We start from the raw sequence: 19,898 nt of genomic DNA, 5'->3' as shown, positions 1-19,898 counted from the left end.
TGGGAGGGTTGAATGGCTGATTTTCCAAAAACAGCGCGCGTGGTGATCATCGGCGGCGGTGCGGTTGGCACCTCCTCGCTCTACCATCTTGCCCAGGCCGGATGGACGGACTGCGTGCTTCTGGAGAAGAACGAACTTACCTCCGGCTCAACATGGCACGCGGCAGGCAATGTCCCGACGTTTTCGACCTCTTGGTCGTTGATGAACATGCAGCGCTATTCGACCGAGCTCTACCGCGGGCTTGGCACGGCGGTCGACTATCCGATGAATTACCACGTTACCGGTTCGCTGAGGCTTGCGCATGGCAAGGAGCGCATGCGCGAATTCCAGCGCGCCAAGGGCATGGGCCGCTATCAGGGCATGGATATTGAGGTCGTCGGCACCGACGAGATCAAATCCCGTTATCCATTCATCGACACACAAGACCTGCTGGGTGCGCTGTACGACCCAAGCGACGGCGACATCGACCCGGCCCAGCTTACACAGGCGCTGGCCAAGGGCGCCCGCGACATGGGCGCTAAGATCATCCGCTTCTGCCCCGTCACCGGCGTGCGTCGCGACAAGGGCGAATGGGTCGTAGAGACCACACAAGGCGAAATCCGCTGCGAGATCGTCGTCAATGCGGCAGGCTATCGTGCAGCCGAAGTCGGCAAGATGTTTGGCCGCAAGGTGCCGATGATGGTGATGAGCCATCAATACATCCTGTTCGAAGAGATCCCCGAACTCGCCGCATGGTCGAGGGAAGCCGGCCACAAGCTGCCGCTGCTGCGCGACGTCGACACCTCATGGTATCTGAGGCAAGAGAAGAACGGCATGAATCTCGGCCCTTACGAGCGCAATTGCCGCGCGCATTGGGCGAGTGCCGACGATCTGATGCCGGATGACTTTTCCTTCCAGCTTTTCCCGGATGATCTCGACCGGCTCGAACATTATCTGGCCGACGCGGTGTCCCGCGTGCCGATCCTCGGCACTGCCGGCCTGTCCAAGGTCATCAATGGCCCGATCCCTTACGCCCCGGACGGCAACCCGCTGATCGGGCCGATGCCGGGCGTGCCCAACGCATTCGAGGCTTGCGTCTTCACCTTCGGCATTGCCCAGGCCGGCGGCGCAGGCAAGGTGCTGGCTGAATGGGTCACCGAAGGCCAGACGGAATGGGACATGTGGTCGTGCGATCCGCGCCGGTTCACGCCGTTTGCCTCCGACCCCGCTTACGCCGTCGCCAAGGGCAAGGAAGTCTACGGCCACGAATATGCCATCTACTTCCCGCGCCACGCTTGGCCGGCAGCACGTGACCGCAAGCTCTCGCCGATCCACGACCGCATCAAGGCGCTCGGCGCGCAGTTCGGCGCAGCCAACGGGTGGGAGCGCGCCAATTGGTACGCACATCCGGGTGACGACACGTCCGAGGAGGCAACCCAAACCTTCCGCCGTGAAGGCCCATGGCAAAAGCGCATTCGTGAGGAGTGCCTCGCCGTGCGCGACGCAGCCGGCATCCTCGATTTGCCCGGTTTCTCGCGTTTCGAATTGGAGGGGCCGGGTGCTACCGAATGGCTGAGCACCCAGATCACTGGTTCCGTGCCGAAGCCGGGGCGCATCGGCCTCGCCTATTTCGCTGACGACAAGGGTCGCATCGTCACCGAAATGTCGGTCGTGCGCCATTCCGAAGATGCGATGACGTTGATCACGGCAGCCGTCGCGCAACTGCACGATTTCGAATGGCTGAAGCGTCATATGCCTGATGATGCGCCGTTCACCCTCACCGACCGGACGGAAGAGTATTCGACGCAAATCCTGTCTGGCCCGAAGTCGCGCGAAATCCTTGCCGAAGTCTGCGCAGCAGATCTTGCCATGCCTTGGCTGACCCATCAGGAAACAGCCATTGCGGGCCGCGCGGTGCGCCTGATCCGCGTCTCGTTCGCGGGCGAACTCGGCTGGGAAATCCACTCGAAGGTAGCCGACACGCCCGCTGTTTTCGACGCGATCTGGCAGGCCGGCCAAAAGCACGGCCTGAAGCCCTTTGGCATGTTCGCGCTCGACTCGCTCCGGCTGGAGAAAGGCTACCGCGCCTGGAAGCAGGACCTTTCGACCGACTATTCGGCACTTCAGGGCGGCATGGAGCGCTTTGTTCGTTGGCAGAAGCCCGATTTCAGGGGCAAGACCGCGCTCGCAAACGAGAAGCAGCAGGGCGTCTCCAAGCGCTTTGTCACGCTGATAGTCGAAGGCCCCGGCGAATGCGATGCGCCTTACATGTCGACGCTCTGGCATGACGGCAAGATTGTCGGCGAAACGCTGTCAGGAGGCTGGGGTCACCGGATAGACAAATCAATCGCGTTGGGCATGCTGCGCGCAGACCTCACCGAACCGGGAAGCACCGTCGAGATCGAAATCTTCGGTGATCGCTTCAAGGCCATCGTCCAGAAGGACGAGCCGCTTTGGGACCCGGACAATCAAAGATTGAAAGCCTGATCCATGCCCAAACCTTCAAACCGCATCTCCGGCATCATTCCATCCGGCAAGGATGGCTGGGAAGTTCACTTTGCCGCATGGACCCGCAAGCAGGCTGGCGAAGACATCATCATGCTGTCGGTCGGCGACCATGACTTCCATACACCAAGCGAGACCGTGGAGGCCTGCGTCAGCTCGGTGCGCGCCGGCCACCACCACTACACCCAGCTTCCCGGCATTCCCGCACTGCGCGCCGCCATGGCCAAGCTGTCTACCCGCTGCACCGGCGTTGAGACCTCACCCAACGAGGTGATCGCCACGCCCGGAGGGCAAGCGGCCCTTTATGCTGCTGTGCAAGGCACCATCGATCAGGGCGGGCACGCCATCGTAGTCGCGCCTTACTATGCTACCTACCCCGGCACATTCCGGTCGGCCGGTGCGGATTTCACCGTCGTTGAAACGCGCGCCGAAGACGGCTTCCAGCCTGACGCCACAGCAATCGAAAAGGCCGTAAGGCCAAATACGCGCGCCATCCTCATCAACTCCCCGAACAATCCAACAGGCGCGGTCTACACCCGCAAATCCTTGGAAGGCATCGCCGACGTCTGCCGTCGTCATGACCTGTGGCTGTTTTCCGACGAAGTCTATTGGACGCTGAGTGGCAGCGAACACCTTTCGCCTCGCGCGCTGCCCGGCATGGCCGAACGCACTCTGGTCATCAATTCGATGTCGAAGAGCCACGGCATGACCGGATGGCGCGTCGGCTGGCTGACAGGTCCCGAACATATCATCACCCTACTCATCGACCTCAACCTCGTTTCCACCTACGGCATGCCGGACTTCATCTCGCGCGCTGCCGTCGAGGCAATCGAGAATGACTACGGCGTGGCAGAGATCGCCCGGCTTTATGAGGGCCGCCGCAATCTGTTCATCGACGCCATGCACGGCATGAACGACGTTACCGTACGCGGCTCGGAAGGCGGCATGTACGTGATGCTCGACATCAGCGCCGTTGAGCCTGACGACGAAAAATTTGCTTGGGCCTTCCTTGAAGCGGAAAAGGTCGGAATCATGCCGGGGTCGAGCTTCGGTGACGCCGCTGCCGGCCATCTGCGCATCAGCATGTGCCAGCCGGAGCCTGTGCTTCTGGAGGCTGCGCGCCGCCTTCGCCACTTCATTTCAATCTATCGTCGCGAGGCGGCATGAACGCTCAGTCTGCAAAGCCGCTGCCGTCGAAGGCACGCGCCGTCATAATCGGCGGCGGCGTTTCCGGTTGCTCCGTCGCCTACCATCTGGCCAAGCTTGGCTGGACCGACATAGTCCTTCTGGAGCGCAAGCAGCTCACTTGCGGCACGACATGGCATGCGGCAGGCCTCATCGGTCAGTTGCGCGGCTCGCAGAACATGACGCGCCTGGCGAAATATTCCGCCGACCTCTACGTCAAGCTCGAGGAAGAAACCGGCGTCGGCACCGGCATGCGGCAGGTCGGCTCGATCACCGTGGCGTTGACCGAGGAGCGCAAGCACGAAATCTACCGGCAGGCCACCGTTGCCCGCGCCTTCGATGTCGATGTGCGTGAAATCTCGCCCACAGAGGTCAAGCAGATGTACCCGCATCTCAACACCTCGGACGTCGTAGGAGCCGTGCATCTGCCGCTCGACGGCCAATGCGACCCGGCCAACATCGCAATGGCGCTTGCCAAAGGTGCGCGCCAGCGCGGTGCAAAGGTCGTCGAAGGGGTCAAGGTCACCAAGATCCACACGAGAAATGGACGCGTCAGCGGCGTATCGTGGGCTCAGGGCGACGACCAGGGAACGATCGAAACCGATATCGTCATCAACTGCGCCGGCATGTGGGCGCGGGAACTCGGCCAGCAGAACGGCGTCAACATCCCGCTTCACGCCTGCGAACACTTCTACCTCGTCACCGAGCCGATTCCCGGCCTATCCCGACTGCCGGTGCTGCGTGTTCCCGACGAGTGCGCCTACTACAAGGAAGACGCCGGCAAGATGATGCTGGGGGCCTTTGAGCCGGTCGCCAAACCCTGGGGAATGAACGGGATCAGCGAAGATTTCTGCTTCGACCAGTTGCCGGAGGACATGGATCACTTCTCGCCAATCCTCGAAATGGGCATCAACCGCATGCCGATGCTGGAAACGGCCGGCATACATACGTTTTTCAACGGTCCGGAAAGCTTCACCCCCGACGACCGCTACTACCTCGGCGAAGCCCCGGAACTCGCCGGCTATTGGGTCGCGGCGGGCTACAACTCCATCGGCATCGTCTCGTCCGGCGGCGCCGGCATGGCGCTGGCGCAATGGATCAATGACGGCGAAGCGCCTTTCGATCTCTGGGAAGTCGATATCCGCCGCATGCAGCCTTTCCAGAAGAACCGCCGATATCTGAAGGAGCGCGTCAGCGAAACGCTCGGACTACTCTATGCAGATCATTTCCCTTATCGGCAGGTGACGACTGCACGGGGCGTCCGTCGCTCACCGCTGCATGAGCATCTGAAGGCGCGAGGTGCAGTCTTCGGAGAGGTTGCCGGCTGGGAGCGTGCCAACTGGTTCGCGCGGGACGGCCAGGAACGCGAATACCGCTATTCCTGGAAGCGGCAGAACTGGTTCGACAATCAGCGCGACGAGCATCTGGCCGTTCGCAATGGCGTCGGCCTCTTCGACATGACGTCCTTCGGCAAGATCAGGGTCGAGGGTCGCGACGCCTGCGCGTTCCTGCAGCGGCTCTGCGCCAATGACCTCGATGTCGAGCCGGGTCGCATCGTCTACACGCAGATGCTCAATCAGCGCGGCGGCATCGAGAGCGACCTCACAGTAACCCGGCTTTCCGAAACCGCCTTTTTCCTCGTCGTTCCGGGGGCAACCCTGCAGCGCGATCTTGCTTGGCTGAGAAAGCATCTGCGCGATGAGTTTGTCGTCATCACCAATGTCACCGCAGCGGAAAGTGTCCTCTGCCTCATGGGCCCTCGCTCCCGCGACGTGATTCAAAAGGTGAGCCCGAACGATTTCTCCAACGAAAACAATCCATTTGGAACGTTTCAGGAGATAGAAATCGGCCTCGGCACAGCTCGCGCTCACCGCGTCACCTATGTCGGAGAACTCGGCTGGGAACTCTATGTGCCAACCGATCAATCCGCACACGTGTTCGAGGAAATCGAGACGGCCGGAGCGGATCTAGGCTTGAAACTCTGCGGCCTGCACACACTGGATTCCTGCCGCATCGAAAAGGCCTTCCGCCATTTCGGCCACGACATCACAGATGAGGACCACGTCCTGGAAGCGGGTCTTGGCTTTGCCGTCAAGACCGCGAAAGCCGACTTCATCGGGCGCGACGCGGTCATGCGCAAAAAGGAATCCGGCCTGTCGCGCAGGCTCGTTCAGTTTAGGCTGAAAAGCCCTGAGCCGCTCTTGTTCCACAACGAGGCCATCGTGCGTGACAGCAAGATTGTCGGCACCATTACCAGCGGCAATTACGGCCACCATCTCGGCGGTGCGATCGGATTGGGTTACGTGCCAAGCGCCGGCGAAAGCGAAACTGATCTACTCGCCTCATCCTACGAGATTGAAATCGCAGGCGAGCGCTTCGCGGCCGAAGCGTCGCTGAAGCCCATATACGACCCGAAATCTGAACGCGTGCGGCAATAGCCTTTCCCCTCGCCCTGCCGGCTGGAAACAGATAAAACTCGCGGCAGAGCAAACAACAGTGCCGGAATGCGACATGGGCGGGACAACAAGGCGAGCTTGGTGGGGCGACTTCAAAGCGGCCGATTTTGCGCATATTGATCCTGAGGCGACCATCGCTGTATTGCCCGTTGCCGCAATCGAACAGCACGGCCCGCATCTGCCGATCTCGACCGACACGGCTATCATGACCGGAATGCTGGAAACGGTGGTTTCGCGGCTGCCCGACAACCTCGATGTGCGCATCTTGCCGATTCAGGCGGTCGGGAAATCCGACGAGCACGTTTACGCACCGGGCACGCTGACTTTTTCTCCAGCCACCTTGATCGAGGCGTGGACGGAACTCGGCGCGTCCGTGGCCCGCGCCGGCGTCAAGAAGCTGGTTTTCGTGAACTCGCACGGCGGCAACGAAGACATCGTCAGCATTGTCGCCCGCAACCTTCGTGTCCGCTTCGACATGTTGGCCGTCAAGACAAGCTGGGAACGGTTCGGTCGCCCTGAAGGCCTCTTCAGTGATCTTGAAGTGCGGCAAGGCATCCATGGCGGCGATATTGAAACGTCGCTCATGCTACATTTCAGGCCTGAACTCGTAGACATGCGCAAAGCCGAGAATTTCACTTCTCGCACGGCACAGGCCGAGCGCGAATTCGATCTGTTGAAGCCGCAAAGCCCGCATGCCTTCGCCTGGATCGCAACCGACCTCAACCCGAACGGCGTTGTCGGCGACGCAGCAGCCGCCACTGCGGACAAAGGTCGCCAGACCGCCGAGCATCAAGCGGCAGGTTTCGTCACCTTGCTGCACGACGTACGCAAAGCGAAGCTTTCCGACTGGCTCTCCTAACCGGTCAGCTAGGCATCAAGCGGCAATTCAAACGGCGTTCCCTCGAACGCGTCGGCCCCTCGGCCGATACCCTTGATGGCTTCGATCATTCTCCCCTGACGTCCCAACAGCACGTCTGCAACGGCTATGAGTCTGGGGTTGGGTGTTGCTGAGGGCGATAGCCAGCGCAGCGTTGCCGCCAACTCTTTCTCGTCTCGTTCAGGCCTGAGCGCGGAGGTGATGATGTAGGCTGCCGCGGTGGAGCGGCTTATCCCGGCATAGCAGTGAACGACCAACGGACGTGCACGATCCCAGCCATGTGCGAAATCGAGCAAGTTGCGCACATGACTTTCGCCGGGCAGAGTCATGCCGCTCTGCGCTTCCGCAATATCGTTCATCTCGAGATAGAGATGGTTTTCGGTCGTTATAGACACCGGCCGCGTCATCAACGTCCCCGCAGTCAAAAGCGAGACAACACGCTCAGCCCCGACGCGGGAAACCGTATCTTCCAATTTCGACAGTGAGCAAACGTGGATCAAAGATTCACTCATGCCTTTTCCACCTCGGACCATGCGGAGAGCGCCGACTCCAGGCGCTTCCACTCTTCCTCGCTGCCGGGCAATCCGATGCGCAGCACATTCGGGCGGTCGGCAAAATGGCGAAGCAGGATACCGCGCTCGCCCAGTGCGGAAAACAGCGATCCGGCCCGATCAAAATCGATGTATCGGAAAAGCGACGTGCCTCCTGACACCCGCACGCCGTGGAAATCCAGTAAACCGTCCAGCCGAGCCGCTTCCACGCCCAACCTTGCCCTCATTGCGTCCTGCCATCCGCTGTCGCCCAGAGCCCGCACACCATATTCCAGCGCCGGTCCCGCCACCGCCCACGGCCCAAGCTGAGCAGCCAGCCGGCTGGCTATCGTTTCACAAGCCAAGGCAAAGCCCAGCCGCACGCCTGCCAAGCCGAAGAACTTGCCGAAGGATCGCAACACGACCACGCCGCCCTGCCCCACGTCGCCTGCGATGCTCTGTTCGCGCGGCCCCACATCCATGAAAGCTTCATCTACCACCAGCAGACCACCCTTGGCGCGCAGCGACGCGGCAAGCTCCAGAAGCCGTTCGCGCTCGATCACCCGGCCATCCGGATTGTTCGGGTTGACGACGATGGCAAGGTCGGCATCGTGCAATTCGTCGAACCGGGAAACTTCCTCGACCTTGTGACCGGCAATGCCAGCCGCGCGCGCATGTTCGGCGTAGGTCGGCCCGAGCACGCGGGCCGTTCCCGGTGCAACGAGCGATGCCACACGCGGCAACAATATCTGAGTACCCGGTCCAGCTACCACTTGCGCCGCGGATCGAACGCCATACGCAACCGCAGCAACCGCTGCCAAGTCATCGGCACGCGCCTGCTCCGGCAGCCGCGACAATGCTGTGGCGGGCATATCGAAAAGCGGATAGGAGTGCGGATTGATCCCGGTAGAAAGGTCGACGAACGGTTCCGGCGCTTGCGGAAACAGCGCCTTGGCCCGACCGAGGCTTCCGCCATGATCGACCGCCGCAGCCACTTCGTCCGGAATTTCCATGTCGGTCCTGATTGCCTTCATTTCACTGGTCGTCGAATTGCCGTTCGGATATCCGGATCGAATCTATCGCGCGATCGGTCACCCGGTCACATGGATCGGCAAGCTGATATCCTTTCTCGATACGCGGCTCAACCGCGCCTCTCAGCCCGACACCACGCGTCGCCTGTGGGGAATTGCGGCGCTTGTCATCCTGATCCTGATCCCTGCATTAGCCGCATTTGCGATCTGCCTCATCCTTGGCGAAAGCGCGCTGGCTTTGCTGCTCATCGCCATTCTTGGCAGTTCGCTCCTCTCACAGCGCAGCCTCGCCGCACACGTGGAGGCGGTAGCCACAGCGCTGGAGACCGGCGGACTGGAAGGCGGGCGCAAGGCGGTTTCGATGATCGTCGGCCGGGACCCTGAAAAACTTGACGAAGCCGGCGTAAGCCGCGCTGCCATCGAGAGCCTTGCCGAGAATTTTTCCGACGGCATCGTCGCACCCGCCTTCTGGCTGGGTGCTGGCGGATTGGTTGGCGGCGTTGCCTACAAAGCCGTCAACACAGCCGATTCCATGATTGGCCACCGCACCCCTCGCCACGAGGCGTTCGGCTGGGCGGCAGCGCGGTTCGATGACCTCATCAACTTGCCGGCTTCGCGCCTCACGGCCCTGCTCATCGTGATTGCAGCTCATTTCGTGAAGGACGCCGACCCGAAGCGCGCAAGGGATGCCGTGTGGCGCGATGCCGGCAAGCATCGTTCGCCAAACGCCGGCTGGCCGGAATCTGCCATGGCAGGTGCTCTTGGGTTGGCGCTCGCCGGTCCCCGCACATATGGCGGCTTGATGGTCGACGACGCCTTCATGGGCGAAGGCGGCAGGCGCGAGGCGACCAGCGCGGATATCAGGCGTGCGCTTAGCCTTTACCGAATGGCCGATGCGCTGCTGATCGTCCTGTTCGCCATTCTTTCAGCGCTGATACTGATCTAGCCGCCCGCTCAAAACTCGATGCCTTGCTGGGCTTTGACGCCCGCTGCGAAATGGTGCTTGGTCGAGCCCATTTCAGTCACCAGGTCTGCCGCCTCGACCAATGCCGGCTTGGCGTTGCGACCGGTAATCACCACGTGCAGCCCTTCACGCCGCGCCTTGAGAGCTGCAATCACCTTGTCGAGGTCAAGATACTCGTAGCGCAGCGCGATGTTCAGCTCATCGAGCACCAACAGGCTGATCGTCGGGTCGGCCATTAGCTCAAGCGTTTTCTCCCATGCCGCTTCAGCCGCGGCAATATCGCGCTTCAGATCCTGAGTTTCCCAAGTGAATCCCTCGCCCATCGTGTGCCACGAAACGCGGTCTCCGAACGCCGCGAGCGCATCTTTTTCGCCCGTATGCCAGGCACCCTTGATATACTGGACAACGCCAACCCGCTTGCCATAGCCGAGCATCCGCAAGGCCAGGCCGAACGCTGCCGTCGACTTGCCCTTGCCGGGACCGGTATTGACAATCAACAGCCCCTTTTCGATCGTTTTCCCAGCAACTTCCGCGTCCTGCACGGCCTTGCGCTTGGCCATCTTTGCGCGGTGACGTTCCGCTTCCTTGTCGTCGATGGTCGGGTCTTGAATTTCCGTCATGTCATTTCACCTTGAGCGGCAATCCCGCCACCATAAGAAGCACCGTATCGGCAACTGCGGCCATCTTCTGATTCAGCCGCCCTGCTTCGTCGCGAAATTGCCTGGCCAAGGCATTGTCGGGCACGATGCCTTGCCCGACTTCATTGGAGACAACGAACCACGGCCCGCGTGGGCGGGCCAGAACGTCGGCCAGTCGCGTCGATTCGGCCTCGAGATCGTGCTCCGCCAGCATATGATTGGTCAGCCATAGTGTCAGGCAGTCAATCAAAATGGGTTGGTCGTCTGGCAGCGCCGCGATTGCACCCACCAGATCGAGCGGCGCATCCACCGTCAGCCAACCTTCACCGCGCCGCGAGCGGTGCAGGGCAATGCGCTCGCGCATTTCATCGTCATAGGCTTCCGCAGTCGCAATATAGGTCCATGGCCGCGGCAAGGTCGTCAGCAACTCCTCGGCGTGCCTGCTCTTGCCCGACCGCGCGCCCCCGATGATGAATGTCAGGCTTTTCATGCTGGCGACCATATCTCCGTATTTCCACGCAGGCCGCCTTTCTCCTAACGGAAAGATGTCGCTCGCGCCAAACCGAATTGCGACTCCCGGTGCGGCGCACCCGTCGCTACAAGCCAATGATTGACAAATGCGCCTGTCGGGTGTGGGCTCTGGAAAGAGGGTTGTTCCATGCAGCCAAGCCCAAGCGAACGCAATCCGTACAACGGCCTGACGCGTCTTGAACCCACCTTGCCGTCGGCGAGTTATTGGGACGAAGCCAGCTACAGCCGGGATCTTGAAGCGATCTGGTATCGCAACTGGATTTTCGCTTGCCGTGAAGCGGATCTTGCCGAGCCGCTCGCCTTTCGCCGATTCCGCATAGGGGCGCAGGAGATATTCATTCTGCGCGACGAAACAGGCACGCTGCGCGCCTTTTTCAACACCTGTCGCCACCGCGGGTCGCAGCTTTGCAGGCGGGAGTCCGGACGTCTCAAGGCAAGGCTGATCACCTGCCCTTACCACGCCTGGGGCTACACATTGCAGGGCAACCTTGCGCGCGTACCTTCAAAAGCCTTGCCGGACGGCTTCGATAAGGCAGACTATCCGCTCTACCCCGTCGCGCTGACGATCTGGCGCGGCTTTGTCTTCGTCAATCTGGCAGAGACCCCGGAGGCTTCGGCACAAACCCTCTTTGATCCGGCCTCGGGCGATCTCACCAACTGGCCCTTGGAGGATCTGGTAAGCGGCCATGCCTTCACAAAGGTGATGAACTGCAACTGGAAGGTCTTCTGGGAGAACTTCAACGAGTGCCTTCACTGTCCGGGCGTTCACAAGGACCTGTCCAAACTTGTGCCAATCTATGGCCGTGGCCTGATGACCCGCCAGGATGACCCGGAATGGATGCATCATGCAGACAACGACGCGCCTGAATTTTCAGGAAAATTGCGGCCCGGCGCCGAAACGTGGTCGCGCGATGGTATTGCGCACGGTCCCGTTTTCAGCGGCCTGACAGATGCCGATCGCGAAGCAGGCCAGACCTATGTCACCAGCCTGCCGTCCATGTTCGTTGTAGGCCACGTTGACTATGTCCGCGTCGTGCGCCTTGTTCCGCTCGGGCCGGAACAGACGGAACTGACCGCCGAGTGGCTGTTCCTTCCGGAAGCTGTGGCAGCCCCCCAGTCCGACATCGACAACATCATCGCCTTCGGAAAACAGGTGCTGGAAGAAGACGCCGCCATCTGTGAAACGAACCAGCTCGGCCTGCGCGCGAGGCCGCACAGGGCGGGCGTGCTCATGCCCGAAGAGTATGAACTGGCACGCTTCCACGCCTGGGTGAAAGAGCAGCACGCAGCCGCTGGTGCATAGCGAAGAGGCCTACATCGACTTCGGAACGTAGCGCCACGTGACGATGCCACACACCACCATAAGACAACCAAGCGTTACGAACACCGACCCCAGTCCGAAAAACGTCAGCACGACCGAATAGACCATCGGCGGAGTAAGCTCGGAAAAATCCAGATAGGTGCGGTAGACCGCCGCCATCTGTGGGCGTTCGTAAGAGTGAACCGATCGCATGAAAACGGTCGAGCCGAGCGCATCAAGCGCGATGGTGAAAAAAGCCCCGCACAACAACAGCGCGCCCGTAAGAAGTGGCGCCGCCGTGCCCACCGCACCGGCGGCAAAAAGGGCGATCGCCATGGCAATGAAGGCGAGCGTCATCGTGGGGCGCGCGCCGAAACGCTTGCCGGCCTTGCCCCAGAAGATCGCCATGAACAGCAAGGCATTGCCCGCCGATATCAGCAGGCCGCCGGCTATCTCGCCCTGTCCGGCAATGACCATGAACAACGGGCCATAGACGAAGAAAGTCGTCCAGAAGCATGACCGTCCAAATGCAATCAGCCAGGCCAGCCGCAGACGGGGTTGCGAAATGAAGCGGCCTATATTGGCAAGCGGATTGACGGCACGGCTCTTGCCGGCCGCGATAAGCGGATTGTCGCTCAGCCGGTAGAACCAGAACAGGCCAAGCAGCACGAAGGCGAAGATCGCCACCGCACCATGGGCCGCGTAAATCCCAAAGTGAGTATAGAGGAAAATGCCCATGGTCGGACCTCCGGTCCAAGCCACCATCGACCACGCCATCCGGAGCGATTCGGATCGCATGAAGTCGGTCTTGCGAATATGGTCCATGATGTAGAGGTTGAGCGTTATCGATAGCGCACTCGCCCCCATCACCCTGCATAGCATTCCGAGCATCTGGCCCGCCAGAGTGTGCGTGACGAAGAACAGCGAGCCGAAGGCGAGCAGGCAAGCCCCGGCCGTGTAGACCCAACGCCTGGCAAACCGCCTGATCAGCACCGGCATGAACAGCGTGACCGACAATCCCAACAACGAGACGACCGTGTAGAGTATCGATACGGTCTGCTCGTTTTGCAGGATTTCATACGCCTGGATCGGGATGACGCTCGAGACCGTGGCGCGGGCAAAAGACTCGGTGGCATAAAGCGACGCAAACGTGCGTGCCCCGGCGGGACGCACCGCCGAGAGCCACATAGGATGCCGCACGTGGGTACCCATAGACTCCTCCGAGGCCGAATCCATTGGCGGGATTCGCTTGGGCAAATCTGCAATTGCGAGTGCAGTGCCAGTAGCAGGAAATCGACACCCCGAAGCCGAAAAACGAAGCCGACCAAAGGCTTTCCTTCACTGGACCAACTGGTTGGGCGCTCCATTTCTGCTGCTTCGGCTCAGAAAGCCGTGATAGGGAGTTAGGGTCAGAACTTCAGGGACGACCAAGGCAGGACACGCATGACTGAAGCAATGGTAGATACAGTCAACGTGCCACGACGGCGCATCATTGCCATAGACGTCGCACGCGGTGTCGCCCTGCTGGCCATGGCGAGCTACCATTTCACCTGGGATCTCGAGTTTTTCGGCTACGCTCCGGCAGGCTTGACTGAGTTCGGTGGCTGGAAACTCTACGCTCGCAGCATCGCCTCAACATTCCTGTTCCTCGTCGGCGTCAGCCTCGTTCTGGCGCACGCGCGTGGCATTCGCTGGAACGGATTCTGGAAGCGTTTTGCCATGGTCGCAGCAGCCGCACTGGCGATTACCGCTGCCACCTACTTCGCCACGCCAAATGCCTTCATCTTCTTCGGCATCCTGCACCAGATCGCGCTGGCCAGCCTGCTCGGCCTCGCATTTCTGCGCTTGCCTGCATTGGCCACCTTGGTCATCGCGGCACTCGTCATCATGGCCCCCCACTACCTCCGCTCGCCATTTTTCGACCATACCTCATTGTGGTGGGTCGGTCTTTCGACCATCCCGCCCCGGTCGAACGACTACGTTCCACTCTTTCCATGGTTCGGGGCGGTGCTGGCAGGTATGGCGGCAACGAAGTTCGCTGGCTCTGCCGGTTTTCTGACGTGGTTGGCAGACCGCAAGCCTTTCCGCGCCTCGCGCCCGCTCGAGCTTGCCGGACGCCACAGCCTCGCTTTCTACCTCATTCATCAGCCGCTGCTCATCGCCTGCGTGTGGCTGTTTTCCCAAGTCTGGCCGGCGCAGGTCGTGAGCCTCGAAACGGGCTTTATGAGTTCTTGCCAAGCGTCATGTCAGGAGACGCGAGACGCCGATTTCTGTCCCCGCTACTGCGCCTGCATGCTTGGCGAACTGAACGTGGATGATGGCCTCGACAAGCTGTCCAAAGCCGACCAAACTGCCGATTTCCAGCGCCATGTCGGCGATCTCGCGGCTCAATGCACAGCAAGCACCGACGCAGGCGTCTCAGGCGGAGCAGTGCAATGACGGCAGCAGCAAGATCGACGGGAATTCCGTGGCCTCCACTGATCTATATGGCTGCAATTGCGGCGGCAGTCGTTCTGGGACTGACCGTCCCTCTGCCGTGGATTGCAGGGCCGCTTGGCGACATCCTGTTTGCCGTAGGCTGGCTTGTCATCCTCGCCGTCGTCGCCCTGTGGGTAACATCAGTCCGTACCATGACCCGCGCCAAAACGACGTTGAACCCCACTGGCGAGCCCAGCCATCTGGTCACTACCGGACCATTCGCCATTACGCGAAACCCGCTCTACCTTGCCAACACGCTTCTGATGATAGGCGTCGGCCTCGTCTCCGGCATCTTCTGGTTCATAGTGCTGGCTTTCGTCGCGGCATTCGCCACGCAGAAGGTATCCATCGAATTCGAGGAAAAGATGCTTTCAACGAAATTCGGCAAGAAATACAAGGATTACGCAAAGAAAGTTCGGCGCTGGATTTAACCAGCGTCAGGTGTTCACGCCAAGTTCCGCCAGCCTCTCGACGCAAGACTCTTCCGCCTGATCCAGCTCCGCAAGCGTGTCTTCGAGATCGCGACGCTTCTGGCGCAGTTCCTCGCGCTTTTCCTCGATGCGCTTGATCATCAGGTTGAGTTGCCCCACTTCGCCGGGCGGCTCGCGATACATCTGGATGATTTCGCGTATTTCGCTAATGGCGAAACCCAGCCTCTTGCCGCGAAGTATCTGACGGATCAGGTGCCGGTCGGAAGGCCGGAACAAGCGCGTGCGGCCACGCCGAACCGGCTGGACCAGGCCCTCGTCCTCGTAAAAGCGCAGCGTACGTGTCGAGATGCCGAACTCGCGGGTCAATTCGGTGATCGAGTAATATTCCCGCATCGTCACCCCGCGCATCAAGGCATGCTCGCGTTGATTTTCAACCATCCGCCGCCCCTGTTCGTCCACCCCAGCACAACACAACGGAATCGCCGCCGTTGTCGCGGGCGGAACTTCGCACGTCACTTACGTAACAGTCAATTGAACCACACAACCGTGGAGTTGGCTTGGTACAACCCTCAAGCGACGCCGAACCACCATGTCGCAAGACCGAGAAAGGCGAAAAAACCGACGACATCCGTCACTGTGGTTACAAACACTGCAGACGCAACCGCCGGATCGACGCCGAACCTGTCCAGGAAAAGAGGTATCAGGATGCCCGCAAGTGCCGCGACAAACATGTTGATGATCATGGCGGCCGCAATGATACCACCGAGATTGGGGTCACTGAACCAGGTCGCCGCAACAATGCCGATCAGGATCGCGAAAACCACGCCGTTGATGAAGCCCACGCCCATTTCTCGGCGAATGATGCGCCAGGCATTGTAGATATCGAGATCCTTGGTCGCCAGCGCACGCACCGTAACCGTCATTGTCTGCGAGCCGGCGTTGCCACCCATGCCGGCAACGATGGGCATCAACACCGCAAGCGCGACGATATGCTCGATCGTCTGGTCAAACAGCCCGATGACCGACGCTGCAAGAAAAGCTGTAAACAGGTTGACCAAAAGCCATGGCACCCGTGACCGCGACGTAGCAAACACGGTATCGGACAGCTCTTCGTCACCGACACCGCCCATGCGCATCAGGTCTTCCTCCGCTTCCTGCTGGATGACGTCAACGACGTCATCGATGGTCAGGATGCCGACGAGCCGCTCGTTTTCATCCACCACGGCGGCGGACAAAAGGTCATACTGTTCGAATTCGCGCGCCGCCTCTTCCTGGTCCATCGTGGCTGGAATGGCGTGGCGCGTTTCATGCATGATCTCCTCGACCTTGACGGCCCGCTTGGTGCGCAGAATCTGATCAAGGTCGATGGCGCCAAGCAGCTTGAAGGTCGGATCGATGACAAATATCTGGCTGAAGTGCTCAGGCAGGTCGTTGTCCTCGCGCATGTAGTCGATCGTCTGGCCGATGGTCCAGAACGGCGGCACAGCGACGAATTCGGTCTGCATGCGCCGGCCGGCCGTCTCTTCCGGATAGTCGAGCGACCGCCTGAGCCTGATGCGCTCGGTGAAAGGCAGTTGCGACAGGATCTCGTCCTGATCCTCCTGGTCGAGATCTTCCAGGATGTAGACGGCATCATCGGAATCGAGTTCCTGCACAGCCTGCGCAATTTGCGCGTTGGGCAGATTGTCGACGATGTCGAGGCGGATCGCCTCATCAACTTCCGTCAGTGCGGAAAAGTCGAAGTCGGCGCCAAGGAGTTCGACCAGCGTCAGCCGCTGCTCGGGTTGCAGCGCTTCCAGCAAATCGCCCAGTTCCGACTGGTGCAGTGCACCAACATCCTGCTTGAGGGTCAGGGTGTCGCGGTCGGCAATAGCCGCGCCGATATGCGCGAGGAAAGAGGCGAGGATAACGCCATCATCGCCATAGATGTCGTCGCGAGCCGCCTTGGCGGCCGGAGCGCCGGTCGCTGGTTCGTCCTGGCCTTCCAAACCTGCCTCGTACTCTGCTTTCGGGGAATTCTCCGTAGGTCTAGAGCATCTCGGGGCGAAATATCAAACGAAATGACTACTGATTGGCCGTCATCCGCATATCAGGAACCATAGCTGTTATCAGTGGTTGCGAACGCCGCTCAGGCCACAACAGCACGAGAGCTGTCGAGAGAATGGCACCCAGAACCATCATTATCGGAAAGGCAAGCAGCGACCGCAGTGAAAATAGAGAGCCGGAAACCGCGGGCGGGGAAAGCGGCACGTACAACTCCCCTGCTGCCTCTCTCATCCGCTGTCGCGCCGTTCCGAGCAATTCCTGGTACTCGGCGGTCAGGCTGGAAAATTCCTTAGCCGCAGCTTGAAGAAATTCAGGTGAAATCTCCACGCCAGACGAAGCTTGTGTCAGATCAAGCTCCTTCTGCAGTTCTGAAATCTCTTCCACGATGTTTTGGCGCTGCTGCAAGACGGATTTCATGTAGTCGGCAAGTGAGGCCTTGTCGCTCAGTTCTATGATCTTGCCCAAAGCACCATCGGCAACCTGGACATTCTGCCCGACCCCGACTTCGCGGCTCGTTGAATCCGCATCCCAGTTTCCAGCCACTTTTCCGGAATTCTGATATTCGTTGATTTGGGCCAGGGTTCGATCAAGGCCGGCAACCCTGCGTTTCCAATCCTCCACGGTCAGCGTCCGTTCACGTACGTAGATTGCGGAAACACGGTCGCCGCCATTGTTGCTTTCGGCGAATATCGGATTGAAATAGACATCCCTGAAATGGTCGAGGTCAGCGATCACATCGACGGCTGACTTGTTGCCACGCGTTGTGACAGATGCCAGCCTGTTGTCGCTGGACAGAAGCGTTAGCCCCTTGTCGATGCTGTCGAGCCTCGTTTTTGCGGTGATCACGTTCGCTGGATTGTTGAGCTCCTCGTCCGAGTACGTGACGGCCAAGCCCTGGATACGCGTGTCCGCAAATATCCGGAATTGCTTCGAATAGATGTCGCTCCATATCTGCGGAATCGCGACGGCAATAGCTGCGCCCGTGCTTTGATCGACTCCCAGACCGGTATAGTTGACGTCAATTCGCAGGCCGGAATGCATCAAACCCTGCAACTCCGACTTGTAGGCATCATTGATGTTTTCGATATCGGTCTGGCTAAGCCCTTTTGCCGCCAGCCTGTTGTTGTATTTCAATGAAAGGGCGGCGCTCATCGGAGAGCCATACTCGACCGAAACAAAATCCCGCACATTCGTTTCTGTGGGAATGTCGAATCGGCTCCGCAGCGCGCCGAGAACCTGTGGAATCAGCAAATCCTGCGGTGAAAAATCGGCGCCGTTGGGAAACTTCGAATTCTCGATGTTCCGCAGCGTTACAAAATAGCTGACAGGATTCCTGAAACTGGCCGCCGATTTCAACACCCAAAGCCCAGCCAGAAGAAGCGCGAGAAAAAATATTATAAAAACCAGACCACGCAATCGCCACGTCTTCGTGAGCAGATCACGAAGCGAAATTTCCACCGAATCCATAACTTCCAAGCCCAATCAATTCCCCGCTACTTGATTGAGGCCAGTTCGGGGGCAAGTCAAGCAAAGTTGGATGGTTCCATCAGCTTAGGATCGGTTTAGCCGCGCGCAGACAATACAGTCAAAATATCAAGGCAATACGTTTAATACTACATATCAAAAATTCTGCAGATAAAGTCGAGCGACAGAAAACCCACCACATTCTCCGCCCGGCCGAAGCCAGGAGAAGCTCTTTTCACAATGGGGAAAATCAAACGAGGAACAACGGTCAAATTGTTCAAAAATGGTGCGGTCGAGAAGACTCGAACTTCCACGGGTTGCCCCACAGCGACCTCAACGCTGCGCGTCTACCAATTCCGCCACGACCGCACGTGGTAGGCCGGACATGTCCGGCACGCGGCGTGTAGCAAATCACTTCCCCTGAAACAAGGGCACGAACTGCAATATTCGCGGAATAACCGAAGTCCTCCCGGAGAGCCTTAGACTTGCCAGGCCGACATCGCAAACCCCAGACGAACTGGACGTTCGCCAGATTTGTCGCCATATGAGAAGCTGAATTTGGAATTGTCGATGTCTCAACGCAGCCAGATAGCCACGTCGTTTCTGCCTTCTGCCGGTTCGGCGCCGGTCGAATGGCGCATCGAGAGCGGACAAACACTCTATCCGGACGCACTAGCATTCATGGAAACGCGAGCGGAAGCCGTTCGTGCCGGCACCGCATCTGAGCTGGTCTGGCTCGTTGAACATCCGCCGCTCTATACGGCCGGCACCAGCGCTCATGTCGAAGATTTGATCGAGCCGGATCGATTTCCCGTATTCGCTGCCGGACGTGGCGGTGAATACACCTATCACGGGCCCGGCCAGCGCGTGGCCTATGTCATGCTCGACCTGAAGCGCCGACGCGAAGACGTACGCGCCTTCGTCGCCGCGTTGGAAGAGTGGATCATCCGCACACTTGCCGCCTTCAACGTAAGAGGCGAACGGCGCGAGGACCGAGTCGGGGTATGGGTCGTAAGGCCAGACCGCCCCGCGTCCCCGGACGGTTCACCAGCAGAGGACAAGATCGCCGCGATTGGCATCCGCCTGCGCAAATGGGTCAGCTTCCACGGCATCGCCATCAATGTTGAGCCCGACCTTTCACACTTCGGCGGCATAGTCCCATGCGGCGTGCAGGACCACGGCGTCACCAGCCTCGTCGATCTTGGCCTGCCCGTTACGATGGCAGACCTCGACCTTGCCCTGAAAGCTGCATTTGAAGATGTCTTCGGGCCTGCAAAACAGGCGACGGTAGACAAAGCCGCCTGAGCCCACACTAGCCGCGGATCAGTTCAAACAACCTGAAACACGCTTTGCTCATAGCGCGCCAATCCACATCGCCATCGAAACCAGAAACGTACTCATGCACACGAGTGACACAACATCCTGAACAAGATCAGTCATCACTTTCTCCTGTTTGCTGAATGTTCGTAATTTGTTCTAATTT

At 59.7% G+C, this 19,898-nt stretch carries 17 protein-coding genes and 1 tRNA gene; 9 read left to right on the top strand and 9 right to left on the bottom strand.

From position 1 onward, the window contains the following. Positions 1–12: 12 nt before the first annotated feature. From ACODTY_RS08205 to ACODTY_RS08190, 4 genes are all read left to right on the top strand, one after another. On the top strand, positions 13–2,466 hold the full coding sequence (locus tag ACODTY_RS08205; protein ID WP_488993796.1) for a GcvT family protein: 2,454 nt from the start codon (positions 13–15) through the stop codon (positions 2,464–2,466). 3 nt (positions 2,467–2,469) lie between these two features. After that, positions 2,470–3,651: a pyridoxal phosphate-dependent aminotransferase gene (locus ACODTY_RS08200; RefSeq protein WP_488993795.1), complete on the top strand. Its 1,182-nt coding sequence runs from the start codon at positions 2,470–2,472 to the stop codon at positions 3,649–3,651. Beyond that, positions 3,648–6,107, top strand: a complete 2,460-nt coding sequence (locus tag ACODTY_RS08195) for a GcvT family protein (RefSeq protein ID WP_488993794.1) — start codon at positions 3,648–3,650, stop codon at positions 6,105–6,107. Before ACODTY_RS08200 ends, ACODTY_RS08195 begins: the two co-directional genes overlap by 4 nt. Positions 6,108–6,180: 73 nt before the next feature. Continuing rightward, positions 6,181–6,984, top strand: coding sequence for a creatininase family protein (locus ACODTY_RS08190; protein WP_488993793.1), 804 nt, complete (start codon positions 6,181–6,183; stop codon positions 6,982–6,984). Between the two features lie 8 nt (positions 6,985–6,992). Here ACODTY_RS08190 and ACODTY_RS08185 read toward each other — a convergent pair whose 3' ends face one another. Next, the gene (locus ACODTY_RS08185) at positions 6,993–7,502 is read right to left on the bottom strand and encodes a tyrosine phosphatase family protein (RefSeq protein WP_488993858.1); all 510 of its coding nucleotides are present in this window, start codon (positions 7,500–7,502) and stop codon (positions 6,993–6,995) included. Between the two features lie 8 nt (positions 7,503–7,510). Further along, on the bottom strand, positions 7,511–8,566 hold the full coding sequence (cobD, locus tag ACODTY_RS08180; protein ID WP_488993792.1) for a threonine-phosphate decarboxylase CobD: 1,056 nt from the start codon (positions 8,564–8,566) through the stop codon (positions 7,511–7,513). Between cobD and cbiB the strand changes: the two genes are divergently transcribed. Beyond that, positions 8,544–9,509, top strand: coding sequence for an adenosylcobinamide-phosphate synthase CbiB (cbiB, locus tag ACODTY_RS08175; protein WP_488993791.1), 966 nt, complete (start codon positions 8,544–8,546; stop codon positions 9,507–9,509). The genes cobD and cbiB overlap by 23 nt on opposite strands. 8 nt (positions 9,510–9,517) lie before the next feature. Here cbiB and cobO read toward each other — a convergent pair whose 3' ends face one another. After that, entirely contained in the window at positions 9,518–10,147 is a 630-nt protein-coding gene (cobO, locus tag ACODTY_RS08170) for a cob(I)yrinic acid a,c-diamide adenosyltransferase (protein ID WP_488993790.1), read from the bottom strand. Between the two features lies 1 nt (position 10,148). After that, the gene (gene cobU / locus ACODTY_RS08165) at positions 10,149–10,655 is read right to left on the bottom strand and encodes a bifunctional adenosylcobinamide kinase/adenosylcobinamide-phosphate guanylyltransferase (RefSeq protein WP_488993789.1); all 507 of its coding nucleotides are present in this window, start codon (positions 10,653–10,655) and stop codon (positions 10,149–10,151) included. A gap of 168 nt (positions 10,656–10,823) precedes the next feature. Here cobU and ACODTY_RS08160 point away from each other — a divergent pair, with 168 nt between their 5' ends. After that, positions 10,824–11,999 (top strand): aromatic ring-hydroxylating oxygenase subunit alpha, encoded by a 1,176-nt coding sequence (locus tag ACODTY_RS08160; protein ID WP_488993788.1) that lies wholly within the window; start codon positions 10,824–10,826, stop codon positions 11,997–11,999. Positions 12,000–12,008: 9 nt separating this feature from the next. Here the strand turns inward: ACODTY_RS08160 and ACODTY_RS08155 are convergent, their stop codons facing one another. Further along, positions 12,009–13,208, bottom strand: coding sequence for an MFS transporter (locus ACODTY_RS08155; RefSeq protein ID WP_488993787.1), 1,200 nt, complete (start codon positions 13,206–13,208; stop codon positions 12,009–12,011). A gap of 231 nt (positions 13,209–13,439) precedes the next feature. On the opposite strand from ACODTY_RS08155, the gene ACODTY_RS08150 reads away from it, so the two are divergent. Further along, positions 13,440–14,435, top strand: a complete 996-nt coding sequence (locus ACODTY_RS08150; protein WP_488993786.1) for an acetyltransferase domain-containing protein — start codon at positions 13,440–13,442, stop codon at positions 14,433–14,435. Continuing rightward, a complete protein-coding gene (locus ACODTY_RS08145; RefSeq protein ID WP_488993785.1) occupies positions 14,432–14,905 on the top strand; it encodes a methyltransferase family protein in 474 nt (157 codons plus the stop codon). The genes ACODTY_RS08150 and ACODTY_RS08145 overlap by 4 nt, the downstream gene beginning before the upstream one ends. A gap of 6 nt (positions 14,906–14,911) precedes the next feature. Here ACODTY_RS08145 and ACODTY_RS08140 read toward each other — a convergent pair whose 3' ends face one another. From ACODTY_RS08140 to ACODTY_RS08125, 4 genes are all read right to left on the bottom strand, one after another. Further along, complete coding sequence (locus ACODTY_RS08140; protein WP_056243748.1) at positions 14,912–15,298, bottom strand: MerR family transcriptional regulator; 387 nt, start codon at positions 15,296–15,298, stop codon at positions 14,912–14,914. Between the two features lie 176 nt (positions 15,299–15,474). Next, positions 15,475–16,893, bottom strand: coding sequence for a magnesium transporter (gene mgtE, locus ACODTY_RS08135; RefSeq protein ID WP_488993784.1), 1,419 nt, complete (start codon positions 16,891–16,893; stop codon positions 15,475–15,477). 76 nt (positions 16,894–16,969) lie between these two features. Beyond that, a complete protein-coding gene (locus tag ACODTY_RS08130) occupies positions 16,970–18,433 on the bottom strand; it encodes a hypothetical protein (protein WP_488993783.1) in 1,464 nt (487 codons plus the stop codon). 266 nt (positions 18,434–18,699) lie between these two features. Next, positions 18,700–18,784, bottom strand: a tRNA-Leu gene (locus ACODTY_RS08125). Positions 18,785–18,985: 201 nt separating this feature from the next. On the opposite strand from ACODTY_RS08125, the gene lipB reads away from it, so the two are divergent. Further along, on the top strand, positions 18,986–19,720 hold the full coding sequence (gene lipB, locus ACODTY_RS08120; protein ID WP_488993782.1) for a lipoyl(octanoyl) transferase LipB: 735 nt from the start codon (positions 18,986–18,988) through the stop codon (positions 19,718–19,720). Positions 19,721–19,898 lie beyond the last annotated feature (178 nt).

The sequence above is a fragment of the Mesorhizobium sp. FG116 genome (assembly GCF_057809835.1).
Note: the sequence above shows the minus strand (reverse complement) of the source record. Positions and strands in the feature narration are given on the sequence as shown.